The sequence below is a fragment of the Fulvivirga kasyanovii genome, assembly GCF_009711405.1.
Classification (GTDB): domain Bacteria; phylum Bacteroidota; class Bacteroidia; order Cytophagales; family Cyclobacteriaceae; genus Fulvivirga; species Fulvivirga kasyanovii.
This window is the reverse complement of the sequence record NZ_SMLW01000652.1, coordinates 1-24805: the sequence shown is the minus strand read 5'-3', so window position 1 is coordinate 24805 and position 24805 is coordinate 1. Positions and strand designations below refer to the sequence as shown.

The following is a 24805-nucleotide window of genomic DNA, read 5'->3' as shown; positions in this document are numbered from 1 at the left end:
TGTGTGGTTTTTGTGGCTTCTAATAAAAATATCTCTTAAATGCCTCTATGGCTTCATACTCCGGCAAGCCGAGCCTGTCGTATTCGTGGGCGGTTTCCCGGTTCCGCTGCTCGGCACGCTGCCAGAACTCACGGCTGTCGGCACCTGGGAACAGTGGTCTGTCTTTCTGGGACTGGTGCTTAAAAATAGCTCTTCTTTTCTTCAATAGCTCTCCGGGGCTTAGAGGCACGGCCATCTCTATCTGGTGAATATCCCACTCCTGCCAGGCGCCCCGGTACAGCCATACCCAGCAGTCTTTCATCCACGACTCTTTTTTAAGGATGTTAAGTGCCCTGAAAATGGCATCCAGGCATACCCGGTGTGTACCGTGCGGGTCTGAAAGGTCGCCCGCAGCATAGATCTGGTGTGGTTTTATCTTTGTGATCAGGTCAACAATGATGTTTACATCTTCCTCTCCCAGCGGCTTCTTTTTCACCAACCCGGTTTCGTAGAAAGGCATATCGAGAAAGTGGATATGCTCCTCGGGCAGACCGATATAGCGGCAGGCTGCTTTTGCCTCCCCTCTTCTGATCAGTCCTTTGATATTTTGTACCTCTTTGCTGTCAGTCTCTCCCGGCCCCTTGTCCCTGATCTGGGTAACCACCTGCTCAAACATGCGGTCAGCATTTTCTTTCACAAACCCAAAAGATTGGTGGTAGTCGCTGACAAAATCGGCAAACCTGATCACGTCATCATCAAATACGGCAATGTTGCCTGATGTCTGATAAGCTACATGTACTTCATGCCCCTGATCATGGAGGCGGATCAGGGTACCTCCCATGGAAATGACATCGTCATCCGGGTGCGGACTGAAGATCAGCACCCGCTTTTTGGCAGGTTCGGCGCGCTCAGGGCGGTGGCTGTCATCTACATGTGGCTTGCCTCCGGGCCAACCGGTGATGGTGTGCTGCAGTTCGTTAAATATCCTGATGTTGATGTCATAGGCCGGCCCAAAGTTGGCTACAAGGTCGCTGAGACCATTGTCATTGTAGTCACGGTCCGTAAGTTTTAGGATGGGTTTATCCACTTTAGCACACAGGTTGATCACAGCTTTTCTTTGCAGCTCAGCCGTCCAGGTGCAGTCACTCACCATCCATGGCTGACCGATCCTTACGAGCTCATCACCCGCTGCTGTATCCAGTACGGCCAGTACGTTAGGGTGGTTTTGAAGAAATGTGGCCGGTACTTCATGGCTGGGTTCTCCTTCTACCGCCCGTTTGATGATGCTGGCCTTGCCTTCCCCCCATGCCATGAGGATGATTCGCCTGGCTTCCATGATGGTGCCTACACCCATAGTGATAGCTTTCCGGGGAACATTCTCTTCCCCGAAAAAGTCGCTGGCAGCGTCTACTTTGGTAACATGGTCAAGGGTGATCAACCGGGTTTTGCTGGTAATGGTAGAGCCTGGCTCATTGAACCCAATGTGGCCTGTTCGCCCTATTCCTAATATTTGCAGGTCGAGTCCTCCGTAGGAAGCAATCTTATTTTCATATTCAACACAATAAGCAGCGACCTCTTCAGCAGGCAGAGTACCGTCAGGGATGTGAATGTTAGCAGCAGGTATATCGATGTGGTCAAACAGGTGCTCATTCATAAACCTGACATAGCTCTGTAACGAGTCCGGGGTTATCGGATAGTACTCATCCAGATTGAAGGTAATTACATTCTTAAAGCTGAGGCCTTCTTCACGGTGTAGCCTGACCAGCTCTGCATAAACTTTGGTAGGCGTGGAGCCTGTTGCCAGGCCCAGCACGCACTTACCCCCCTTTGAATCATTTTCCCTGATCAACCCGGCTATCTCCTGCGCTACGGCTGCAGAGGCATCGATGGGGTCGTCATAAACCTTGACGGGGATCTTTTCAAACATATTTTTATCCCCTGACAATTGACTTGCATTAGTGGTTTTCTGTGTCATTTTTTAAATCTTTTTCAAGTCCTGAATAAGGATAGTTCTTACTTTCTACGGCCCATTTTCGGTTAATTTCGGGACCCATTACAAATTTCAGGGTACCTCCACCCATTAATTCACCGTGTTTGATATATGACCTTTCCAATGGCTGGCCGTTGAGTTCAACGGTTTGAACGTAGGTGTTTTTCCCTCCCAGACCTTCTGCTATAATTTCAAACTGTTTGTCGTCTGGCAGATTGATGGCTACATTTTCGAACATCGGCGTTCCTATAACATACATGCTGTTGGCAGGGTTGACGGGGTAAAAGCCCAGTGCTGAAAAAACATACCATGCCGACATCTGGCCACAGTCTTCATTACCGCAAAGGCCAGCGGGATCATTGCTATATAGCTCTCCGGTTATTCTTTGTACGGTTTTCTGCGTTTTCCAGGGTTGTCCTGCAAAATTGTAGAGGTATGCAATGTGATGGCTTGGTTCATTACCATGTGCATACTGCCCGATAAGACCGGAAATATCAGCAGAGATATTGTCTCCATGGATCTCTGAGCTTTCGCTAAACAGTGAATCGAGCATTTTCACAAACGGCTCCTCACCGCCCATCAAACTGATCAGCCCTTCCACATCGTGGGGTACAAACCAGCTATGCTGCCAGGCGTTACCTTCGGTATACTCCGCATCTACCCGGTGCGAGGAGTATTTGGGGTCAAAGGGTTCCTTCCAGGTTCCATCCGCCAGTTTTCCTCTCATAAATTTGGTTGTAGCATCATACAGGTGTCTATAGCTCTGAGACCGCTTCATGAAGTATTCATAATCTTCCTGCTTGTCCATCAGTTTGGCGATCTGCGCTATACACCAGTCATCATAGGCATACTCCAGGTTTTTGGTTACGGATTCGTTTTCAAGGTTGGCCGGGATATAGCCATACTCTTTGTAAAAATTAACCCCGCGAATGTCCTGCATGGCACTCTTTTTCATGGCTTCGTACGCCTTGGCTTTATCAAAGCCACTAAACCCTTTGAGCCAGGCATCGGTAATCACCGGAATGGCATGGTAGCCTGTCATGGTATTGGTCTCGTTACCGGTCAGCTCCCACACCGGCAGCAGACCATACTCGTCGTAGTGACTCAGCATGGAATTGATAAAGTCATTCACCCTTTCCGGCTGGGTGATCGTGAAGAGCGGGTGGGCCGCCCTGAAGGTATCCCACAGGGAAAAAATTGAGTATTTGGTATAATCTTCTACCTGATGTACTTCACCGTCAGCGCCTTTGTATTTCCCTTTCAGATCTGAGTAAAGTACCGGGGCCAGACTGGTGTGATAAAGTGCTGTGTAAAAAGTTTCGAGAGCATCTTTATCCTCACTTTGCACTTTTATTTTGCTTAACTCTGCCTCCCATTTATCCGAAGCTTCTTTTCTCGTACGCTGAAAGTCCCAGTGATCAATTTCTGAAAGGCTTTTGGTGGCACCTGTAATATCTGCACTCGACAGCCCGACTTTGGCCCTGACTACCTTACTCCCGTCGCCAAATTCAAGTACGGCCAGTAGCCTGGGCGAAGTCGCTTCCGGGCCTTCAGTGGGGTCTCCATCCTTATAAATGGTGTACGAAGTGACCGGCTCTGAGAATTTAACTGAAAAATATAGTTGCTGATTATCAGCCCATCCTTTTGACTTTCGATATCCGACCAGCGTGGTATCATTCTCTATTTTCAAATGTGTATCCACAGGTTTGTCCCAGTTGATCGCAAAGCCCAGATCAATAACAATTTGCGGCTTGCCTGAGCCATCAAAAGTATACTGGTGAAAGCCCACCCTTTCGGTGGCAGTAAGCTCCACCTTTACCTGGTTGTCATCAAGATACACGCCGTAATATCCTGGTTTCGCTATTTCCCTGGTATGCGAAAAAGCTGATTTGTAGTCGTAATCTTTTCTGGTGGCTACAATTTTGTTGATCTGAATTTCCCGCTGTACGGGCATGAAAAGCACGTCTGCCAGGTCTCCAATGCCCGTGCCACTGAGGTGTGTATGGCTAAAACCCACGATAACGCTATCTGCATAGTTGTATCCTGAAACCCAATCCCAGCCGTGAGTACCGTTATCAGGGCTGAGCTGCACCATTCCGAAGGGTACCGTTGCTCCCGGGTAAGTATGGCCGTGTGCAGCGGTACCTATAAATGGGTCTACATATTGGGTGTAGTGAATTTCTTCGACTGTCTCATCAGCCGTCTGCTCTACTGGTTTACTACATGCGGTTACCACAAGTATGACCAGGGGCAGCCATATCCATAATTTGCTTTTCCTTTTAAATATTTTCAATGTGCTGTTTAGCATATGGAAAGGTTTTGATGTTTGGATTCAATATTTTTCAAGTCGTGCCATATGAGTGCAGCGGCTCCAAGTATGGCAGCATTTTGTTCACCTATGGCTGACGGAAGGATCTTCACCCTGTCTTTATACAGGTTTAACATGAATTTTTCGGTATAGTGGCGTACAGGATCAAAGAGGATGTCGCCAGCATTGGCAAGGCCGCCGAAAAGGAATATGGTTTCCGGGCTGGTGTGTGCCACGAGGTCGGCCAGTTTCAGTCCGAGTATTTCTGCTGTATAATCAAAGGCCCGCAAAGCTATTGCATCACCTACCTGTGCCTTTTGGGCTATCAGTGCTGAAGTCATATCTTCAAAGCTTACTTTTCTCAGGGCCGACTTTGCCACGGATCTCCCCAGCAGCTCCTGAACCGTACGTACCAAACCAGGAGCAGAAACGTAGGTTTCCAGGCATCCCTGTCTTCCACATCCGCATTCACGGCCATTGACATCTACAATGGTATGACCTACTTCTCCGGCAAAGCCATCATAGCCATATAGCAATTCACCATTGACCACAAACCCGCTGCCTAAGCCGGTACCCAAAGTGATCACGACAAAATCTTTTAGCCCTTTTGCTCCTCCAAAGAGCATCTCTCCAAGTGCTGCTGCATTGGCATCGTTGGTCAGTATTATGGGAACATCATAATATTGCTTAAAGGCTTCTACAAAGGTCAAAACACCTCGCCAGCGCAAGTTAGGCGCATCATCTATAGTGCCTTTATAATAATTGCCATTGGGCGCTCCTACTCCTATCCCAACTATTTTATATCCATTGTTCGTTGCATTCAGTTCTGCTAAACAGCTTTCCAGGCCTGCATGCAGCTCTTCAAGGTACTCCTCAAAGCTCTCCTGGCTCGTACTGCTGATCTGGCTTGAACTCAATACATTACCTTCCCGGTCAGTAAGGCCAAACTTGGTACCTGTACCTCCTATATCTATTCCTGCTACTAATTCTTTCATGATCCTTTTTTAGTTACCTGATGCCCTTTGGCTCCGTAAAAAATTAAATAGACCATACCCAACAATGGTATGATGAATGACAACTGTACACCATGTGACTGGATCACAAAGCTTTGTACTCCCGGAAGGATGGCTCCTCCAACAATAGCCATAATGAGCAAGGATGATCCCTGGCTGGTAAATTTTCCAAGTCCTTTAATGGCCAGTGAAAATATGTTTGACCAGCCTATAGAGAAAAACAATCCTGTACCGATGATGCTCCAGAAGGCGATTTTTCCGGAAGAGGTTATGGCTAAGAGTAGCAGCAGTGCATTAATAGAACTGAACACTACCAATGCCTTTGCTGGATTGTTAAAAGTGATGGTAAAAGCCAGAAAATTTATGGCTATTAATACAAGATAAAGTAAAATATAGCTGAAATCCAGTGGTAAAAACACAAAGCCTCCACCTTCATACTTGATGCCGGTAACCACATAAATAAGGAAGAACACTCCAAAAGCAGTAACCAGCATTCTGATCAGTTTCTGATAACGCGATATTTCTGCATTGAGTGAGGTGCTGGCAATCAGGCGGCCAAGCATAAGTCCGCCCCAAAAGTAGGACAGGAAATAGCTGGCATCAGCTTCGCCCAGCGCTCCGATATGATCTTCTTTTAAAAACTCGACAATCCAGCTACCCACGGCCACCTCTGAGCCTACGTAAAACGCAATGGCGATTATTCCCAAAGCCAGGTGCCTGTTTTTCAATACTCCCAGTCCGGGTTCTATGGTATCTTCATTTTTGAAGGCAGGCATTTTACTCATAAAGGTGAGCACACTAAAGCCGATGAACACCAGCCCGTAGACCAGGTAGGTGTTGGCCACGGAATTCACGGTAAGCTCACCGGAAGAAAACACCTGATAAATTAAAATAGTACCTACAATCGGCCCTACGGTAGTTCCCAGGGAATTCAATCCCTGGGCCAGGTTGAGCCTGCTTGAGGCGCTTTCAGGTTTTCCCAAAATAGTCGCATACGGGTTGGCACATATTTGCAGACAGGTGACACCAGAAGCGAGCACAAAAAGGGCGGTGAGGAAGGCTGTATAAGAATGAAGCAAAGCAGCAGGGTAGAATGCAATACATCCCACTCCGCAGATCAGCAGGCTTATGGCCATACCATTTTTATAACCGATCCTGTTGATGGGGTCGCGGCCTTTTGAAGAGGAAATGATGAAATAAATGAGTGAAACAATAAAAAATGCCCCAAAGAACGCGAACTGTACCAGTGCGCGTTGCGGGGCGGTGAGGTCGAATATACCTTTGAAGGTATTGATGAGTATATCGTTCATTACGGTAATGAACCCCCACATAAAAAACAAAAAAGTGACTGTAACAAAAGGCCCGGTATAGCTTTTTGTCTCCATATCAGTTTTTACACTGACATTCTGCGATACATTATCCATTCCTTGTCGAAGTGTTTTGAAAATTCAGAAAAGTGCTGTTCTCTTCTAAAAGTAGGTATTTGTTGTCATTTAAATGTTAAAAATCATCAACACGGACATCGGGCTACTTCTGAGAAGCCAACCCAATGCCCATGCAGAATCAACCTTATTTTGCCCACCAAAGCTCAATATCCTGCTGATCAGGACCTTGCCTTGTCAATGCATCCTGCAGGTTAGCGCCATTGGTGTTCTTTTCATTGCTTCCGTATCGCATTCTTTGAGGATAAACACCATTGATCTCTCCAAAGCCATAGATATCCGGATCATCAACACCATCAGCTACGTCCGTGGGATAACCCGACTTACGTACCACTGACCAGGCCTCAAAGCCATCGGTATAGCTTGCGATCCATCTTTGAACGCTGACCTGCTCAAGCATTTCTTCGGTAGTGCCAGTAAGTGTGGCAATCGGAGCTGCAGAAAGAAAATCATCAATATCATCTTCCTCTACCTCCCACAATAGCATTCCTTGTCTTATACCTTCCTGATAAAGCGTATTGGCATCACCACCAAAACCTTTGAGTGCAGCTTCGGCCCTTAAGAAATATGTTTCAGCAGAAGTGAGTACAAGTTCGGGAAATATATCCCCATTACCTTTTTTCTGAATAATAATCTCAGCCGGCTTTGAAAAGAAATTATAGTTTGCAAAGTAATAACTGGTAAGGTTGAGTCTTGACGGTTGCCCAACATAATGAGTATCCTCTGGCATTGAGACTTTTACCTTATTACTACCATCAATTACAGTATCCTTGGTAGTGTAAACTACACCGGCATCATCAAGATTGGCAAGCATCAGGTCAAGTGCTTTCTGCTCTGCTGCATCAGTTGGTTTAGGCACAAAAATATCACCTCCCTCGGCAGGAGTTGCATATTTTTCCAGTCGGGGATCATTATTGTTTCTCAAATAATCAATCAGATGCTTGCTCACTGTCCAGTTTGAACCTATCCCGAAGTTATGCCATACATCGCCATATGCTGAGCTATTGAACTGATCAATTACCTTGTCCTTTTCAAGCAGCGCACTTTCCTCAAGGGTTTCAATTAAAGGGCTGTTTAGGGCTTCTGTAATTACAGAGTTGGCAAAATCAGCCCCACTGGCTCCATGGGCACGCATGGCCAGCCTCAGTTTAAGGGTGTTGGCAAGCGTCTTCCACTTTTGTAAATCTCCTTGATAAAACAAATCATTTTCGGCTAAATCCTCCAAGGCTTCACCTGTAGAAGTAGCATCGCCAATGGTTGCCATGGCCTGGTCAAGTTCCGCTATTATGCCTTCGTAGATGGTTTTCTGTGTATCAAACTTAGGATTGAGAATGTCAGCATTTCCCGATTCAGAGTAAGGCACCTCCCCAAAAATATCCGTAAATTTCTGGTAATACAACCCTTTAAGTATAAGTCCAACAGCATGCATCCTTTCATTTTCAAATTCACCTCCTACTCCAGTTAAGTCAAGGTAAGTATCAATTCCTCGAAGATACCCTGCAAGCCAGTCCCATGTAGCATCTGTATATGCTCCACTATAGGAATATCCTAATTCATCGGTCCACCATGAACCATCGAAGCCGAAGCAGAAGTGCCCTGCATAGCGATCCCCATGTATAAGAGGACCCCTCCAATATGGAAACCGACCTGGTGCATAAAGCTTATATTGTGGGTTTGTTAAAAAATATCTGCCACTGGCTTGGTCTGCAGTTACCGCTCCAGGCTTTTTATTCAAATCATCAAAATCTGATGTACATGATGCCAGCACTATCAAACCCAATGTTATTGCTTTGTTATATATAGCTTTCATTACGATTTACTTTAATATTAAAAATCAATTGTTACACTGAAGCCATAGCTTCTGGTAGTAGGCAAGTTGTAGAACAACACACCCTGACCAAATGAAGTGGTGCTGTAGCTCGATTCCGGATCGAAGTTGTCTATCTTCTTTGTCAGGAAGAACAGATTCCGTCCTATGAGACCTACTGATGCACCCCTGATAAATGTATTGCCAATCACACTTTCAGGCAACCTGTAAACCAATGACATTTCTCTCATTCGTATATTGGTTTGATCATAAACATATTCTGATGCAGGCAGTGACCCAAAATACTGCTGAGATGTAATACTTGCCGTATTTTGCTCATATACAGGCTCCTCTGCCGTGCCGGTATTCACCATAGCGTCAAGCACAACACCGTCGGTCCTGTATTGAAGTGTTCTTTCCGATACACCTGAAACATCTAAGGCTGCATCAGCTCCTGAATAGACCTCTCCCCCAAACCTGGCATCAATTAAAAAGTTAAAAGAAAGGTTTTTGTAAGTAAACCGATTTGAAAGACCCCCTAACCAATCCGGCTGATAATTACCTAAATGGGTGTACTCAGAAGACCTTACCGGCACACCACTGTCATTCACGACGATCTTACCATTTGGAGCACGCATATAATCATATCCATATATATCGCCAAAACCGCCACCTGCAGTTGCCTGCACTACTACGGCTCCACCGTTGGTTGTGCTAAAGATATAATTATCAACATCTTCTATGAGCTCAACCAATTCATTCTTGTTATGAGACATATTCACAGAAATATCCCATGAGAAATCAGGTGTTTTAATAGGTGTACCTCCAATGAGTAACTCAACTCCTTTATTGGTCATTTCGCCTACGTTGGTGTTGTAATATTTGTAGCCTGAATTTTCTGAAATTCTGACTCCCCAAATAAGGTCTTCCGACTGGATATCATAGTAGGTGAAATCTCCATAAACCCTATTGTTGAACATTTTCCACTCCAAGCCAAACTCAATAGTTGAAACTTGCTCAGGCTTTATATCGGGATTATACAGGGTTTCCTCCCTTGATAAGGACGTTTGGTCAAGATACCCTTCGGGATCTAAAACATAGGTATTAGCAAGTTGAAAAGGATCTGTATCATTACCTACTTGTGCCCAACTTGCTCGTACTTTAGTAAAACTCAGGATACGCTGGTTGCTATCAATAAACTCATTAATAAGTACTGATAAGCTGGCGGATGGATAAAAGTATGACCTGTTATCGGCTGGAAGTGCTGACGACCAGTCATTTCTGGCAGTTACGTCAAGAAAAACGGTTTCGCGATAGGCGAACTGCGCTGAGCCATAGAGAGAATTTACCTCCTTTGGGGTTCTAAATGTATATCCGGGTCTTAATTTTTTAGCACTGGCCACCGTGGCCTGAGTAGGTATTTTAAACTCATTCCCGGCAAATGAATATTTTTCATCCTCCTCATACCTATGGTTACCTCCAAAATTAGCAGAAAGAGCAAAATCACTTCCGAAATTCTTATTATAACTCAATAGAAAGTCTGCGTTGATTTCTTTGGATTTATTTGTACTGTAATCAAACCTGCCTTGACCGTAAAACCAATGGCCATAGCTATTCACTGTTTCAATATTTTGACTCGTAAAGTCACCACCTATTCTTGCAAAAGCAGAAAAGTTATCTGTAAACTGATAGTCTACCTTAAAAAAGCCAAAAGTCCTGTCCCTGACATCATCATTACGATCATTGTATAAGACCCAATAAGGATTCGATGTATCAGTCGCAGGGTCTCCATCGGCTTCCAATTTGTAAGATCTTACTGCAAAGCTTCCATCCTGCTGATAATCCTTCAAATCATTAATATCAATGTTCCTGGGAATGCCGTAGATATTTGCAACCACTCCCTCAGTACCAAGTGTAGCCCGGTTATGCCCTTCGATATTTGCATAGGTAATCTTACTGTCAAAAGATAACTTATCTGTAAGCTTTACATAGCTTCTCAGGTTAAAATTATGTTTACTGATATCCGAATTAGGCAAAATGGAGTTAGCCTGCGCATTGGTGTAAGAAAACCGCACATTAGCATTTTCATTCCCCCCGGCTAAACTCAAGGTGTTGATTATATTAGAGCCGGTCCTAAAGAAATCCTTAACATTATCTGATTGTGCAGAATAGGGGCGATTTTCTCCTGTAAAGTATGGCTTAGAGCTTCCATCGAGAGGGGCTCCCCATGAACTGCCCGTAGTTAAATCATGATTTCCTTGTGATCCTTGGCCGTATTCGTTTTGAAGCTCTGGCAATACCAAGGGCTTATCAAACATTACGCTAGATGAAAAGCTTACTCCAAGTCCTTTCCTGTTTGCCCCTTTCTTAGTTGTGATAAGAATTACACCATTACTAGCCCTTGATCCATATAAGGCTGCCGCGTTAGGTCCTTTAAGTACAGAGATAGATGCAATATCATCAGGGTTAATATCAGCTATACCATTGCCATAATCAGACCTTGAATATTCGTCACCCACATTGCTGTTTGATGAACCAAACCCCGCATTGTCCATAGGAACTCCATCCACAACATAAAGCGGCTGGTTGTTACCTGTCAGCGAGTTGTTACCTCTGATGATCACCCGGGTACTACTGCCTGGGCCAAAAGTATTGGGCGAGACAACTACACCGGCAACCTTACCGGCCAATGAATTAATGACGTTGGTCTCTTTAACTGTCGAAACTTCTTCTCCGCCAACTTCAGTCAGCGAGTAACCTAAGGCTTTCTTTTCCCTTTCTACACCTAATGCCGTAATCACAACCTCTGTCAGTTGAGTAATATCAGGCATCAGCGCCACATCAATAACAGATTGATTGCCTACGGCAATTGTCTGTGATTCATAACCGACAAATGAGAAGAAAAGGCTTTGGTTTTCTTTTACCTCAATTTTGTAATTACCATCAGAATCGGTGATAGTACCATTGGATGTACCCTCCACCAAAACTGTCACTCCTGGCAAAGGTTCGTTTTCACTGGCATCAATGACTTTACCAGAAACGACCACCTGGGCTTTTGCCTGTATAATAAAGCAAAACCCAATGACCATTATAAAAAGTAGTTTTTTGAACATAGTATATGGGGTTTAGTTTTGATAACATGCACTAATACTAGAAAAAGAAAAACACAATTCCAACACAAACATGCATATTCATGCATACTCCTGCATATTTATGTGTTTTAAGAATATAAAAACTTCACATAATTACATAATCAGTGTTTAAACAAGATATATTTAAAGCATAAGCCGGCTATAAAACGCATTACCTCTGCTAAATCAGGCATTTATCATCTAATCTTCAGCACATTAAGATAAAAACCGGCAAATAATTGCAGGTTTATGCGCTTTTATTCATTATATTTAGGAATTCGTATTTTTGATTGTAAATCGGATCCTCCTCAATCATTGATAATTGATAAATGTTAAAAGAAGAACGGCACAACTATATATTACACCTTATCAGCCTATATAATAAGGTACACTCCAATACGCTGAGCAAAAAACTCAATGTTTCGGAGGACACTATAAGAAGGGACCTAAAAGAGCTCGCAGAAAATGGCTTTGTAAAAAAAGTTCACGGGGGCGCCATGGCAAACCCGCACATTACTTCCGCACAGATCAACCCTACCCGAAATGAAGAGTTGCTGATCATAGCCAACAAGGCAAAAGAGTTCATTAAAAATGATGAGGTGATCATTCTCGATGGCAACCCTGTGAACCTGGTGCTGGTAGACCTCCTGCCCAGAGACCTTAATGCGTTGGTCTTTACCAACTCACTGGTGATAGCCACCAAGCTTTGCGAGTTTCAGAACCTTGAAGTCATTTTCCTGGGAGGCAAGATCATACACAAATCACTCGTCAGTGCCGGACTGGAAGTGATCAATTACCTCAAAGACATCCATGCCGATTTATGCCTTATAGAAGCACCCAGCATACACCCTGATGTAGGCATCACCGGGGGCGACAGGGAAATAGCCCTGACCAAGAAGGCCTTTATTGATGCTTCCAGGAATGTAATCGCACTATGTCTGTCAGGCGCCATCAGCCGGATACAACCCTTTAAAATTGACGATATACTCAAGGTGCAGACCCTGATTACCGAGATCAACCAACCCAATGACACACTACAGATTTTTATTAACAAGGGCATAAAAGTGGTATAAAACTTATGATGAAAGGACTAAGCATATATTTATTTATTTTGGCACTTGCCTCCCCGGCCATTGCGCAGGATTATACGGATTATGTCAATCCCTTTATCGGCACTTCCAATTATGGCGCCACACACCCCGGAGCAGTACTACCGGCAGGCATGGCATCTGTCACACCATTTAATGTAGCTTATAAAAAAGGGCAGGGCAATGTATTTGAAAAAGACAGCGAGTGGCATTCCCGATCGTATGTACACGAAAACAATTTCCTGACAGGCTTCTCCCATGTAAACCTGAGCGGTGTGGGCTGCCCTGAACTGGGGAGCATCCTGCTGATGCCCACCACCGGTGCACTGGAGCTGGATCCCGAAAAATACGGCACTACCTACTCCAAAGAGCAGGCTTATCCGGGCTATTACTCCAATCATTTAAACAAATACAACATCAAAAGCGAAGTGAGCGCCACAATGAGAAGCGGCATAAGCCGGTATACTTTTCCGGGAGGCGAGGCACATATATTGTTAAATTTAGGCCTGGGGCTTACCAACGAAACCGGGGCCATGCTTAAAATAGTTTCTGACACAGAAATAGAGGGGTATAAGCTGATCGGCACCTTTTGCTATAACCCGGAAGATGTAAGGCCTGTATACTTTGTGGCTAAATTCAGCAAACCGGCCAGCAACTACGGAGCATGGAAAAAAATGCCTGAGTACAGCGCTGAAGCCACATGGACAAAATATAGTGGCAAGTACAAACCTTACTACCAATACCGCAACGAAATGGCCGGGGATAATATCGGCGCTTTCTTCACCTACGACTCCCGTAAAGGAGAAACTATTGAAGTGAAAATCGGCATCTCGTATGTAAGTATTGAAAATGCACGCGAAAACCTAAAAAAAGAGCAGCCAGGCTTTAACCTTGACCAGACTGCATATAAGGCACAAACTGCGTGGGAACAACGTCTAAAAAGAATAGAGGTGCAAGGTGGTACGCATGAAGAAAAAACCATCTTCTATACCGCACTGTACCATACTCTGATCCACCCCAACATCATTCAGGATGTAAACGGCGATTACCCGCTTATGGGAACACATGGAACAGGCAATACCAAAGGCAACCGCTATACGGTCTTCTCCCTGTGGGACACCTACAGAAACCTTCACCCCTTGTTATCCTTAGCCTATCCGGAGCTTCAATCAGATCTCGTGAATAGCATGCTGGGTATGTACGAAGAGAGCGGCTGGCTACCCAAATGGGAATTGATGGGCATGGAAACAGAAGTGATGGTGGGCGACCCGGCAACTCCTGTTATTGCCGATACTTATTTAAGGGGAATCAGGGATTTCGACATTAACCTGGCCTATGAGGCAATTAAAAAGTCTGCTATGCCCCAAAAAGATGGCAATAAGCTCCGCCCGGGCCTGGAAAAATATATTGAGCTTGGCTACATTCCTGAAAATACCTACGACGGCTTGTGGGGCACGGTATCTACTTCGCTCGAATATAACATTGCCGACTGGAATATAGCGCAACTGGCCAAAGCACTGAATAAAGACAAGGATTACAAGTATTTCAGCAAACGGGCACTGAGCTACCGCAATTACTTTGACAAATCTACAGGCATGCTTCGTCCAAGAATGAAAGACGGCTCCTGGCTCACACCTTTTGATCCTCAAGCGGGTGCGAATTTCGAACCTGTCATTGGTTTTGTAGAAGGTAATGCTTGGCAATACCGGTTCTATGTACCGCATGATATTCCCGGCATAATCAAGCTGGTAGGCGGAGACAGACCATTCTCCCGGGCGCTCCAAACCTGCTTTGATGAAAACAACTACGACATGGCGAATGAACCCGACATCACCTACCCTTTTCTTTTCAACTATGTAAAAGGCGAAGAGTGGCGCACTCAGCAAAAGGTAAGGGAATTGATCCAAAAATATTATACCAATGCCCCGGAAGGAATACCTGGCAATGATGATACAGGCACACTTTCGGCCTGGCTGGTCTTTAGTATGATGGGCATTTATCCACACTGTCCGGGTGACATGACCTATGCCCTCACCAGTCCGGTTTTTGATCTGGTTACCATTCACCTGAACGACAAGTACTACAAAGGCAAAACCCTGATGATCAAGGCAGAAAAAAGCAGTTCCGATGCTCTTTACATAGATGAGATGATCTTAAACGGAAAGCCATTTAATAAATATTTTATCTCCCATCAGGAGTTGACTAACGGCGCCAACCTCACTTTTAAGCTCAAGGCTAACCATCAATAGATTATGAAGTTAAAAATTACCTTCTATACAATAATTTGCTATATTTTTCTTCAAGTGCCGGCGGCTTGTGCCCAAAACACCGGATTTGAGTATGCCCCAAAAGATTATGTATGCCACCACACCCGGGAGCCCCTGACTATTGATGGCAAACTGAATGAAGAAGACTGGAAGCAGGCTCCCTGGACTGAGGATTTTGTGGACATTGAAGGTGATGCAAAGCCCAAACCACTTCACCGCACTCGAGCCAAGATGCTATGGGACGACCAATATTTTTACATTGCTGCTGAAATCATCGAACCGGACATCTGGGCCACGTATGACCAGCGCGACATGGTCATATTCCATGAAAATGATTTTGAAGTTTTTATCGATCCTGATGGCGATACTCACCAGTATTACGAGTTTGAGATCAACGCCCTGGGAACGTATTGGGACTTAATGCTAATCAAACCGTACCTCAACGGAGGCCCGGCCATCGACTCGTGGGACATCCGAGGACTGAAAAGTGCCATTCAAATCCAGGGAACACTGAACAACCCCAATGACAAGGATAAGCTTTGGATCGTGGAGCTGGCCTTTCCATGGGCAGTACTTGAAGAAGCGGCTTCGAAAGGCAAAACACCACAGGATGGTGACCACTGGCGCGTCAATTTTTCACGCGTTAACTGGCGGATTGTCAATGACGGTGGTCAATACCGAAAAGAGATTGATCCGGCTACAAACAAACCTTACCCGGAATATAACTGGGTGTGGTCTCCACAGGGGGTTATCAACATGCACCTTCCTGAAATGTGGGGCTTTGTGCAGTTCAGCAAACAGCATGCGGGCACGAGTGAGGTGAAATTTAAACCAAACCCGGAAGAAGACATTAAATGGCTGCTAAGGAACCTTTACTACGCTGAAAAGCAATATTATGAACAGCACGGCACTTACACGGATGAACTAACAAAACTCAACCTGCCCGAACATATCAGGCAGGAAATAGATCAAAAACCTGAGATTGAAACAACCGAATCATTATTTGAGATAAAATACCCGGCAATAGAGAAGGGAATGGAGTGGCATATCAAGGCAGACGGGGAAATCTGGAAAACACCAAAACAACTGTCAAAATGAAAAAAAGAGAATTCCTTAAAACTTTAGGCAAGGGCAGTCTGGCCATTTTAAGTACAAATACCATATTGCAAGCCTGCGCAAACCAGGCCAGCAGTGAAGCAGCAAAAAGTTCTGTTATCGATGCTTCGCTCAATTCAAAAAACTGGACCTGGGTAACCCCGCAACTGGGGTTATCTACTGACGATTGGAAGAAGAAGCTTTCAATGGTAAAGAGTTCAGGGATCGATGCCATACTGCTTGAAGTTTATAACGGTAACCACACTTTTTACGACAACGACCGGTTTCCTGTAGAAGAAAAGCTGCTGGAAAAGCTGGTACCAATCTGCAAAGAGCTGGATATGGAGTTCCATGCCTGGATGTGGACCATGCCCTGTAACAATGAAAAAATAGTGAAAGAGCATCCGGACTGGTATGCTGTCAATGGACTGGGACAATCTGCCGCCACGCACCCTGCGTATGTTGACTACTACAAGTTTTTGTGCCCCTGCAACCCTGAAGCCCAGGAATTTGTAAGGAAGAACGTCGAATCCCTCGCGCAAATCGATGATATTGATGGCGTACACCTCGACTATGTGAGGCTCCCTGACGTTATTCTGGCGGAGGCATTACAGCCAAAGTACGATATAGTACAAGACCGGGAGTATCCGCAATATGACTATTGCTACTCCGAATACTGCCGCAATCAGTTTAAAGAGCAAACAGGCATAGACCCGCTCAAAGATTTGAAAGACCCTTCTGCCAATGAGGAATGGAGGCAATTCAGGTATGATGCCATCACCAACCTGGTAACAAAAAAGCTTACCCCGGAAGCAAGAAAATATAATAAAATGATCACTGCTGCCGTGTTCCCGAACTGGCAAATGGTGAGGCAGCAATGGGGCAACTGGAATCTCGATGCTTACCTGCCGATGCTATACCACAATTTTTACAATGAAGACATCGAATGGGTCAAAGAGCATACGATCAAAGGCATAGCACGCATGCAGAACAAAAAGCCTTTGTACAGTGGCCTTTATATTCCTTCATTAACACCTAAAGAACTTCAGGAAGCTTATAAAGCAGCTCTCGAAGGCGGAGCTGGCGGCATATCCATTTTCTCTATGGACCAGGTCAGCGATGCCCACTGGAAAGCACTTTCGGAAGTTACAAAAAGCTAATATTACTATGAAAAACCCCATATTTTTAGTTGTTATTGGTTTGCTTTTGGGATGTGATAAAACACTACAGACTTCTCAACCGGAAAGCAGCCACACACCCATTTCAAAAGAGCTTGTGAGCCTGGTCAACCCGCTGATGGGCACCGACTCTGAGTTCAAACTTTCCAATGGCAATACCTATCCTGCCATTGCCCGCCCCTGGGGCATGAATTTCTGGACCCCGCAAACGGCAAAAATGGGCGACGGCTGGACTTACGCCTATGATGCCTATAAGATCCGGGGCTTCAAGCAAACACATCAGCCCAGCCCGTGGATCAACGATTATGCTGCTTTCTCGCTCATGCCTCTCACAGGTAAGCTGGAAGTGAATGAAGATAAACGGGCTTCATGGTTTTCGCACAAAGCAGAGGAAGTCAGCCCTCACTTTTACAGTGTTTATCTGGCTGATTATGATGTAACCACGGAAATCACCCCCACTGAAAGGGCCGCTTTCTTCCGGTTTACATTTCCTGAAACAGAGAATGCTTACATCCTGCTGGATGCTTTTGATATGGGAAGTATGGTAAAGATCATCCCGGAAGAGCAAAAGATCATCGGATATTGTAAAAACAACCACGGCGGTGTACCGGAAAACTTCAAAAATTATTTTGTTGTACAGTTCGACAAACCTTTTGAAGTCTATCACACATGGAAAGACTCTACCCTCAACCGGAATGCTACTTCCTCAGAGGCCAATCATGTAGGGGCCGTTATAGGATTCAAAACTGCAAGAGGCGAAAAGGTCAATGCTAAAGTAGCCTCCTCTTTCATCAGTCACGAGCAGGCCTGGCTAAACCTGGAAAGAGAGATCGGGCAAAAGAGCTTTGAAGATGTTAAAACGGAAGGAGCCAAAGTATGGAATGCCGAATTAAATAAGATAAAAGTCAAAGGTGGCACTACTGATCAGCAAAAAACTTTCTACTCCTGCTTATACCGCACCTTGCTGTTTCCGAGGAAGTTTTACGAGATCAATGCAAGTGATGAGATCGTACATTACAGCCCATACAATGGACTGGTACTTCCTGGATACATGTTTACCGACAACGGCTTCTGGGATACATTCCGCGCAGTATTCCCGTTTTTCACGGTGATGTACCCGGAGCTGAACAAACAAATTATGCAAGGCCTGGTCAACACTTATAACGAGAGCGGCTGGCTTCCCGAATGGGCCAGCCCGGGTCACAGAGACTGCATGATCGGCTCAAACTCGGCCTCTCTCATAGCCGATTCATACATTAAGGGGATACGGGACTATGACATAGAGACATTGTACCAGGCCATCATCAAAAATTCCCAACAGGGACACCCCGACCTGAGTTCTGTAGGCAGGCGCGGCGCCGAGTATTACAACCAACTAGGGTATGTGCCCTATGACGTTGGCATCAATGAAAACACTGCAAGAACCCTGGAATATGCCTATGCTGACTTCTGCACCTGGCAGTTGGCCAAGGCTCTGAACAAACCGGAAGAAGAGGTTAGTCTGTTTGCCAAAAGATCGCAAAATTTCAGAAATGTGTTTGATAAGGAATCAAACCTCATGCGCGGAAAGAATAAAGATGGGTCGTTTCAAAAGCCATTCAACCCACTCAAATGGGGCGATGCTTTTACAGAAGGCAACAGCCTGCACTACAGTTGGTCAGTATTTCAGGATGTACAAGGACTTATCGACCTGATGGGTGGCAGAAAGGATTTCATTTCCATGCTGGATACCGTATTCGCCATGCCACCTGATTTCGACAACTCTTACTATGGCTTCACCATCCATGAAATCCGCGAAATGCAGATTGCCAATATGGGCAACTATGCTCATGGCAACCAGCCCATACAGCACATGATCTACCTGTACAACTATGCCGGAGCGCCCTGGAAAGCCCAAAAGCATGTCAGAAATGTGATGGATAAATTATACAGCCCTCAACCTGACGGCTACTGCGGTGATGAAGACAATGGCCAGACTTCTGCCTGGTATGTTTTCAGTGCCATGGGATTTTACCCCGTCACTCCCGGATATCCTTCTTATGTGATCGGTAGCCCGCTGTTTGATGAAGTCACTTTAAGCCTTGAAAACGGAAATTCATTTGTCATCAAAGCTGCAAATAATAGCACGGAGAATACCTTTATTGAAAAAGCTTCATTGAACGGCTCACCCTTAGAAAGACCATGGATCAAGCATGATGAGGTCATGCAGGGTGGTGAGCTTACATTCAGAATGAGCGAAAAGCCTAATAAGGAATGGGGGGCCTCCATACAAAACCGTCCGCCATCTATGAGCGAACCGGTGATCATTGAAAAGAACCAGTAGAACACAGGAATTGTGAGATATACCGGATTTATCATACCGCTAATGATTATTGCGGCGTGCCAAAAGCAGCCGGAGAAAGTTGTCACTGCTGAGCGTAATGTTTTGTCTTATGTTGATCCCTTCATAGGTACAGGAGGTAAAGGCAAAACATATCCCGGGGCAACTGTTCCTTTTGGCATGGTACAGTTGAGTCCCGATAATGGCCGAAGCGGCTGGGACTGGATATCGGGCTATTTCTACCCGGATTCTGTAATTGCAGGCTTTAGCCATACGCACCTGAGCGGCACCGGCATAGGAGACCTGTACGATATATCTTTTATGCCTGTCTCCTACCCCCTGCCCCAGGAACGTTCAGATTCATTAGTCAAAGCAGTTGGTTCTCCTTATTATTCATTGTTCAGCCATGATAAGGAAAAAGCCAGTCCGGGCTATTATCAGGTTTTTCTTGAAGATTACGGCATCAATGTAGAACTAACAGCAACGAAAAGAACAGGACTCCAAAAATATAGCGTCACTGATAAAGACAGCCTCCAGGTATTTCTCAACCTCGGTTATACCCGCAACTGGGACAGTACTACCGATGCTCACATTGAAGTAATCAACGACAGTCTCATTATCGGCTACAGAAAATCCACAGGCTGGGCGCCAGATCAAAGGGTATATTTTGCTTCCTTTTTTTCCGAACCTTTTGAAGAGGTTGCCTTATACACCAGTGACTCTATTGTTAACAGCGCACAGGCAACCGGCAAAAACCTGCAAGGTGTTTTTATCTTTAAAACATTGGAGAAGGGACACATAACCATAAAAACAGGCATATCCTCTGTAAGTACAGAAAATGCTTTATTTAACCTGACATCAGAATCTGCCAGACTTTCTTTTGACGAGGCAAAAACCTTTGCCGCTGACACATGGGGCAAGGAGCTCAATAAAATAAAGGTCACCTCCGCAGATACTCAAAGGCTCACTTCTTTTTATACAGCCCTTTACCAAAGCATGCTGGCCCCCACACTGTTTTCCGATATCAACGGACAATACAAAGGCGCCGATGGCAACATACATCAGGCGCAGGGGTATGACCGCTACACTACTTTTTCCCTTTGGGACACTTTCCGTGCCGAACACCCCTTGCTGACTATCCTCCAACCAGCCAGGGTCGACGATTTCATCAATTCCATGCTTGCCCACTACGATGAGTATGGCTACCTGCCCGTATGGGACCTTGTCGGCAATGAAACCAACATGATGATCGGCTACCATGCGGTACCTGTTATTGCAGATGCCTACCTGAAAGGTTTCAAGGGTTTTGATATCGAAAAAGCTTATGAGGCCATGAAAAAAAGTGCCGAAGCCGATCATTTCGGGCTCAACAGTTACAAAAAGCTGGGCTATGTAGCGACATCGGATGACAATGAATCTGTATCCCTAACCCTGGAATATGCTTACGACGACTGGTGCATAGCGCAGGTGGCCAAGGCACTTAATAAAGCTGATGACCATGAAAGGTTTCTATCAAGAAGTGAAAACTATTTGAACCTCTTTGACCCGGAAACCAAGTTTATGCGGGCAAAGGATTCCCTGGACAACTGGAAAAGCAATTTCAATCCGACGCAGTACAATAGCGGAGACTATATTGAAGCGAATGCGTGGCATTACACCTGGTTTGTCCCACACCAGCCGGAGAAGCTGGCAGAACTTATGGGTGGAAAAGAGAAGTTCAGGGAAAAATTAGATGCTTTATTCAATACTCCTCAGTCAGACGGCCCGGTTCCTGAATGGATCTCGGGCTACATCGGCCAGTATGTCCATGGCAATGAACCCTGCCACCATATCCCATACCTGTACAACTACACCGACCAGCCCTGGCAAACCGGGGAAAAGGTAAGGGCCATTATGGATCAACTATACAAGGCCGAGCCTGCCGGACTTTGTGGCAATGAAGACTGCGGCCAAATGTCGGCCTGGTATATATTCTCAGCGTTGGGCTTCTACCCGCTCAACCCTGCAAGTGGTGAATATGAGCTGGGCGCACCTCTTTTTGAGGAAGTGAGCCTGACCCTACCCGGCTATAAAAAACTCTTGATCCGCGCTGAGGGATTCTCGGACAAAAACAGGTACGTAAGCAACGTTACGTTCAACGGAAAAGAAGTTAACACGCATACGATCTCCCATGAAACATTAACCAGGGGAGGCGAACTGATTTTTTCAATGGCAGAAGAACCGGCCAGAAATACTTTAGATTAATATTACTTTGATTTTTATATGAAAAACAAAAGCCCCTACATCGAAGTACAAACCTCCACCAAATCCTGTTGGGAAGGGTGGAATAAAATTGCTGATACTTTAAATGCCAAAATCAAATCCCTTCACTCACGGAAGATCATCATTACTGTAGAGTGTTACCAGGGCACTTATGAAGATATCAACCTGCGGGAATTGAAAAAGAGGATACCTGTAAATGCTACATGCACCTCCAGGGACGTGTTCAAAAATGAAGAAGAGATCAACAGACTATCCGAAAAGGAATTGTCAGGATTGCCTTTTTCTGCCAAAGCTTCAATCAATGATATCGAAGAGTATTTTGATACCAACAAGCTGGCTGCCTTGCGACAGAACATTGACTTCATTGAAGAGGGCGTAATATTAATCTTTGGCGTCGGTGCCAGCAAGATCTGTACCCCTGACATACTCATCTATGCGGATATGTCGAGGTGGGAGATCCTGCAAAGGTTCAAGAGAAATGATGTGTCGAACGTGGGCGTTTCCAATAACAATCTCCCTTTTGACCTGCAATATCGCTGGGCTTACTTTATCGACTGGAAAATCTGTGATAAGCTGAAAAAGCAGCTCCTTGGCCAGTGCGATTACTTCCTGGAAACCAACAATTGGGAAAAGCCCAAACTGGCCACGGGCGATATCGTTCGGGAAGCTCTGGCTCAATCCACCACCCAGCCTTTCTTCACCGCCCCGTTTTATGACCCTGAGCTATGGGAAAACAACACACCTATGCAGGAACAAAAGGAAGACGAGTTCTCCTGGGTCTTTAACTGTGTGGCAGAAGAAAACAACATCCTTTTCAAGATCAACGGCTTCCTGATCGAGGTACCATCCATCAACGTTATTTACATGGAGCCTAAAAAGCTGCTCGGCAATGCAGTCCACAGTCACTTCGGCTCTGAGTTGCCGATCAGGATGGTATTTATCGACAACCTCGACAGCGCTCAGGAAAACCTGCATATCTACCCGGATATTGATTTCCTCAAAGACAATTTCGGTCTCTCTTACAGCCAGAGTGAAGTTTTCTACATCATGGATACCAAGCCGGGCGCCAAGCTGAGGCTGGGCTTTAAAAAAGAGATGAATAAAGACCACCTGCCGGAACTTCTGAACAAGAACAATTCCATCAGCAAAACGGCCCTGGACAAGTGGCTGAATACGGTCAATGTCAAGAAGCATGACCATATCAACATTCCGGCCGGGTTAGTACACAGCAATGGAAACAACACCATGATACTCCGGATCAGCTCCGCCCCGGATATTTTCACCTTTAAGATGCCTGACGACATCCTCAACATCCCGGACAAAAACCTGGCCTCTGCCGATGCAGCCACGGAAAAGCTAATTTCTCCACCTACTCCGGAAGAAACTATAAATACCCGCTTTTACCACCAGTCCGCCAGCGATACCAAAGAGGATATCCTCAGTCATGAAGGTGATCAACTGAGCATAAAAAGGCTATGGTTTGAAGATAAACTACACCTGCAAACCAACGGCGGCATACAGGTGCTTAATCTTGTTGAAGGCGATGAAGCCGTCATAGAAAGTCCTCAAAATAAGTTTGCGCCATTTTTCGTACACTTTGCAGAGTCCTTTATCATTCCTGCAGGCATAGCGGAGTATACGATAACGCCAACGGCCAAGGGTAAGAGGTGCGCGGTGTTGAGGATTTCTGTTTAGGGGTGTTAGTTTAACAATTGCAACAATAAAGGTATCCATCAGCATGTGATACGGGCTTACTTGACCTAAAACCTTCTATATATTTAGCAATGGAATTTGATGTTGAAAGATTTGGTCTATAATGATATTAGGTGTTGTTAAGGAATATCACCTTCTGCAACTTCAATTTTTTCAACTTCTATTTCTCCGTTAAGCAAAACCTTTACGACATAATATCCATTTGGATAATGATTACTGAAAACCTGAAAATCGTATGGTTTGTCGGGGTTTACCCTTTTGTCAAGAATTATTTTTTCTGATAATTCCTTAAATTCTTTTACCCCACTAAGTTTCCATAAATTAACTTCTGAAATCTTTGTGTTATTTTTAAAAGCAGACATGAAAAATCCTTTATCAGAGCCATCGGCAAGCAGAAAAAAAATGCTTATACCTTGATCTGCATATATTAATTCAAGCATAGGATAATAATTGAGGTTTGCTTGTGGTCTGTCCAAAAATCTTTTTACACTTTGTTCCGTCATTTCCCTTGCTGTACCTTTTGCAAACTCAACGAACTCATCTATTTGCCACAAATGCAACCCATCATTTGTGCCGGGCTGTATCAATTCTAGCTTTCTGAAAACTGTTTCATCGTTTAGGTTGCCTTTTTCTGATTTTTTGTTTGTACAGCCAGCCAGAGCTAAAATTAACATTGCAAAGGTTAATTTGATATTTAGATTGTTAGTGCAAAGTCTCATATATGAGCGGTTCTTCTGCCCCTGTTGTTTGTAATATTTTATTAATGTTGCTGTTCCGGTGAGAACGTACTTCCATTCCAAATAAAGTCAATGGGTGTGTCGTTGTACGCCTTCCAGGTTTCACATATTTGTTCCGGGGTAATGCCATTATCCTTTGCTACATCGGGCATTAGCTTATTATTGCAAGTCATGTAGTAACGTTCCACCGGGGTTACTATGACTTTCTTGCAGTTATGGTCATAGGCAAACTCCCAGTCTACCATTTTCTTCATCCACGCCACCGAATCAACCCCCGGAAAGAAAAGGGAAGCCCTTATTTCTGGAAAATACTGATCGGTCAGGTCTTCAAAGCTGTCATTTTTAATTTTCCCGATATGAATCTCCGAATCCGTGACTTCCGGGCTTCGGTGGGTTTCTGTTATTATGATTAAATCCGTTTCTTGGTTGTTTAAGTGTGACCTATACCAATTTTGCTCGGCGGGATAAATATCCC

The 24805-nt window shown here is 44.9% G+C and carries 15 protein-coding genes; 7 read left to right on the top strand and 8 right to left on the bottom strand.

Annotated features, from left to right (window positions below; genetic code table 11):
* Positions 1–19: 19 nt before the first annotated feature.
* The 6 genes from nagB to E1163_RS24245 form a co-directional block, all read right to left on the bottom strand.
* Positions 20–1954 carry a glucosamine-6-phosphate deaminase gene (gene nagB, locus E1163_RS24270; RefSeq protein ID WP_155175229.1) on the bottom strand — a complete coding sequence of 645 codons (1935 nt, stop codon included), beginning with the start codon at positions 1952–1954 and terminating at the stop codon, positions 20–22.
* A complete protein-coding gene (locus E1163_RS24265; protein ID WP_155175228.1) occupies positions 1935–4277 on the bottom strand; it encodes a GH92 family glycosyl hydrolase in 2343 nt (780 codons plus the stop codon). Before E1163_RS24265 ends, nagB begins: the two co-directional genes overlap by 20 nt.
* Positions 4271–5272 carry an ROK family protein gene (locus tag E1163_RS24260; protein WP_155175225.1) on the bottom strand — a complete coding sequence of 334 codons (1002 nt, stop codon included), beginning with the start codon at positions 5270–5272 and terminating at the stop codon, positions 4271–4273. The genes E1163_RS24265 and E1163_RS24260 overlap by 7 nt, the downstream gene beginning before the upstream one ends.
* Positions 5269–6714, bottom strand: coding sequence for a sugar MFS transporter (locus E1163_RS24255; RefSeq protein ID WP_221418075.1), 1446 nt, complete (start codon positions 6712–6714; stop codon positions 5269–5271). The genes E1163_RS24260 and E1163_RS24255 overlap by 4 nt, the downstream gene beginning before the upstream one ends.
* 145 nt (positions 6715–6859) lie before the next feature.
* On the bottom strand, positions 6860–8542 hold the full coding sequence (locus E1163_RS24250; protein ID WP_155175222.1) for a SusD/RagB family nutrient-binding outer membrane lipoprotein: 1683 nt from the start codon (positions 8540–8542) through the stop codon (positions 6860–6862).
* A 17-nt stretch (positions 8543–8559) separates the two neighbouring features.
* The gene (locus E1163_RS24245) at positions 8560–11652 is read right to left on the bottom strand and encodes a SusC/RagA family TonB-linked outer membrane protein (protein ID WP_155175220.1); all 3093 of its coding nucleotides are present in this window, start codon (positions 11650–11652) and stop codon (positions 8560–8562) included.
* Between the two features lie 347 nt (positions 11653–11999).
* On the opposite strand from E1163_RS24245, the gene E1163_RS24240 reads away from it, so the two are divergent.
* Genes E1163_RS24240 through E1163_RS24210 form a run of 7 tightly spaced genes read left to right on the top strand, consistent with a single transcriptional unit; the run spans position 12000 to position 23575 of the window.
* Positions 12000–12743: a DeoR/GlpR family DNA-binding transcription regulator gene (locus E1163_RS24240; RefSeq protein WP_155175219.1), complete on the top strand. Its 744-nt coding sequence runs from the start codon at positions 12000–12002 to the stop codon at positions 12741–12743.
* A 5-nt stretch (positions 12744–12748) separates the two neighbouring features.
* Entirely contained in the window at positions 12749–15007 is a 2259-nt protein-coding gene (locus E1163_RS24235) for a GH92 family glycosyl hydrolase (RefSeq protein ID WP_246223864.1), read from the top strand.
* 3 nt (positions 15008–15010) lie between these two features.
* A complete protein-coding gene (locus E1163_RS24230) occupies positions 15011–16123 on the top strand; it encodes a carbohydrate-binding family 9-like protein (protein WP_155175217.1) in 1113 nt (370 codons plus the stop codon).
* Positions 16120–17280 carry a family 10 glycosylhydrolase gene (locus tag E1163_RS24225; protein ID WP_155175215.1) on the top strand — a complete coding sequence of 387 codons (1161 nt, stop codon included), beginning with the start codon at positions 16120–16122 and terminating at the stop codon, positions 17278–17280. The genes E1163_RS24230 and E1163_RS24225 overlap by 4 nt, the downstream gene beginning before the upstream one ends.
* Before the next feature lie 7 nt (positions 17281–17287).
* Positions 17288–19621 (top strand): GH92 family glycosyl hydrolase, encoded by a 2334-nt coding sequence (locus tag E1163_RS24220; RefSeq protein WP_155175213.1) that lies wholly within the window; start codon positions 17288–17290, stop codon positions 19619–19621.
* Between the two features lie 12 nt (positions 19622–19633).
* Positions 19634–21862: a GH92 family glycosyl hydrolase gene (locus tag E1163_RS24215; RefSeq protein WP_343033945.1), complete on the top strand. Its 2229-nt coding sequence runs from the start codon at positions 19634–19636 to the stop codon at positions 21860–21862.
* Between the two features lie 18 nt (positions 21863–21880).
* The gene (locus E1163_RS24210; RefSeq protein ID WP_155175211.1) at positions 21881–23575 is read left to right on the top strand and encodes a class I mannose-6-phosphate isomerase; all 1695 of its coding nucleotides are present in this window, start codon (positions 21881–21883) and stop codon (positions 23573–23575) included.
* A gap of 137 nt (positions 23576–23712) precedes the next feature.
* On the opposite strand, the gene E1163_RS24205 is transcribed toward E1163_RS24210, so the two are convergent.
* The gene (locus E1163_RS24205; protein WP_155175209.1) at positions 23713–24267 is read right to left on the bottom strand and encodes a hypothetical protein; all 555 of its coding nucleotides are present in this window, start codon (positions 24265–24267) and stop codon (positions 23713–23715) included.
* 86 nt (positions 24268–24353) lie between these two features.
* On the bottom strand, positions 24354–24805 hold a 452-nt coding region (locus E1163_RS30715), incomplete at its 5' end, for a hypothetical protein (RefSeq protein WP_185156196.1).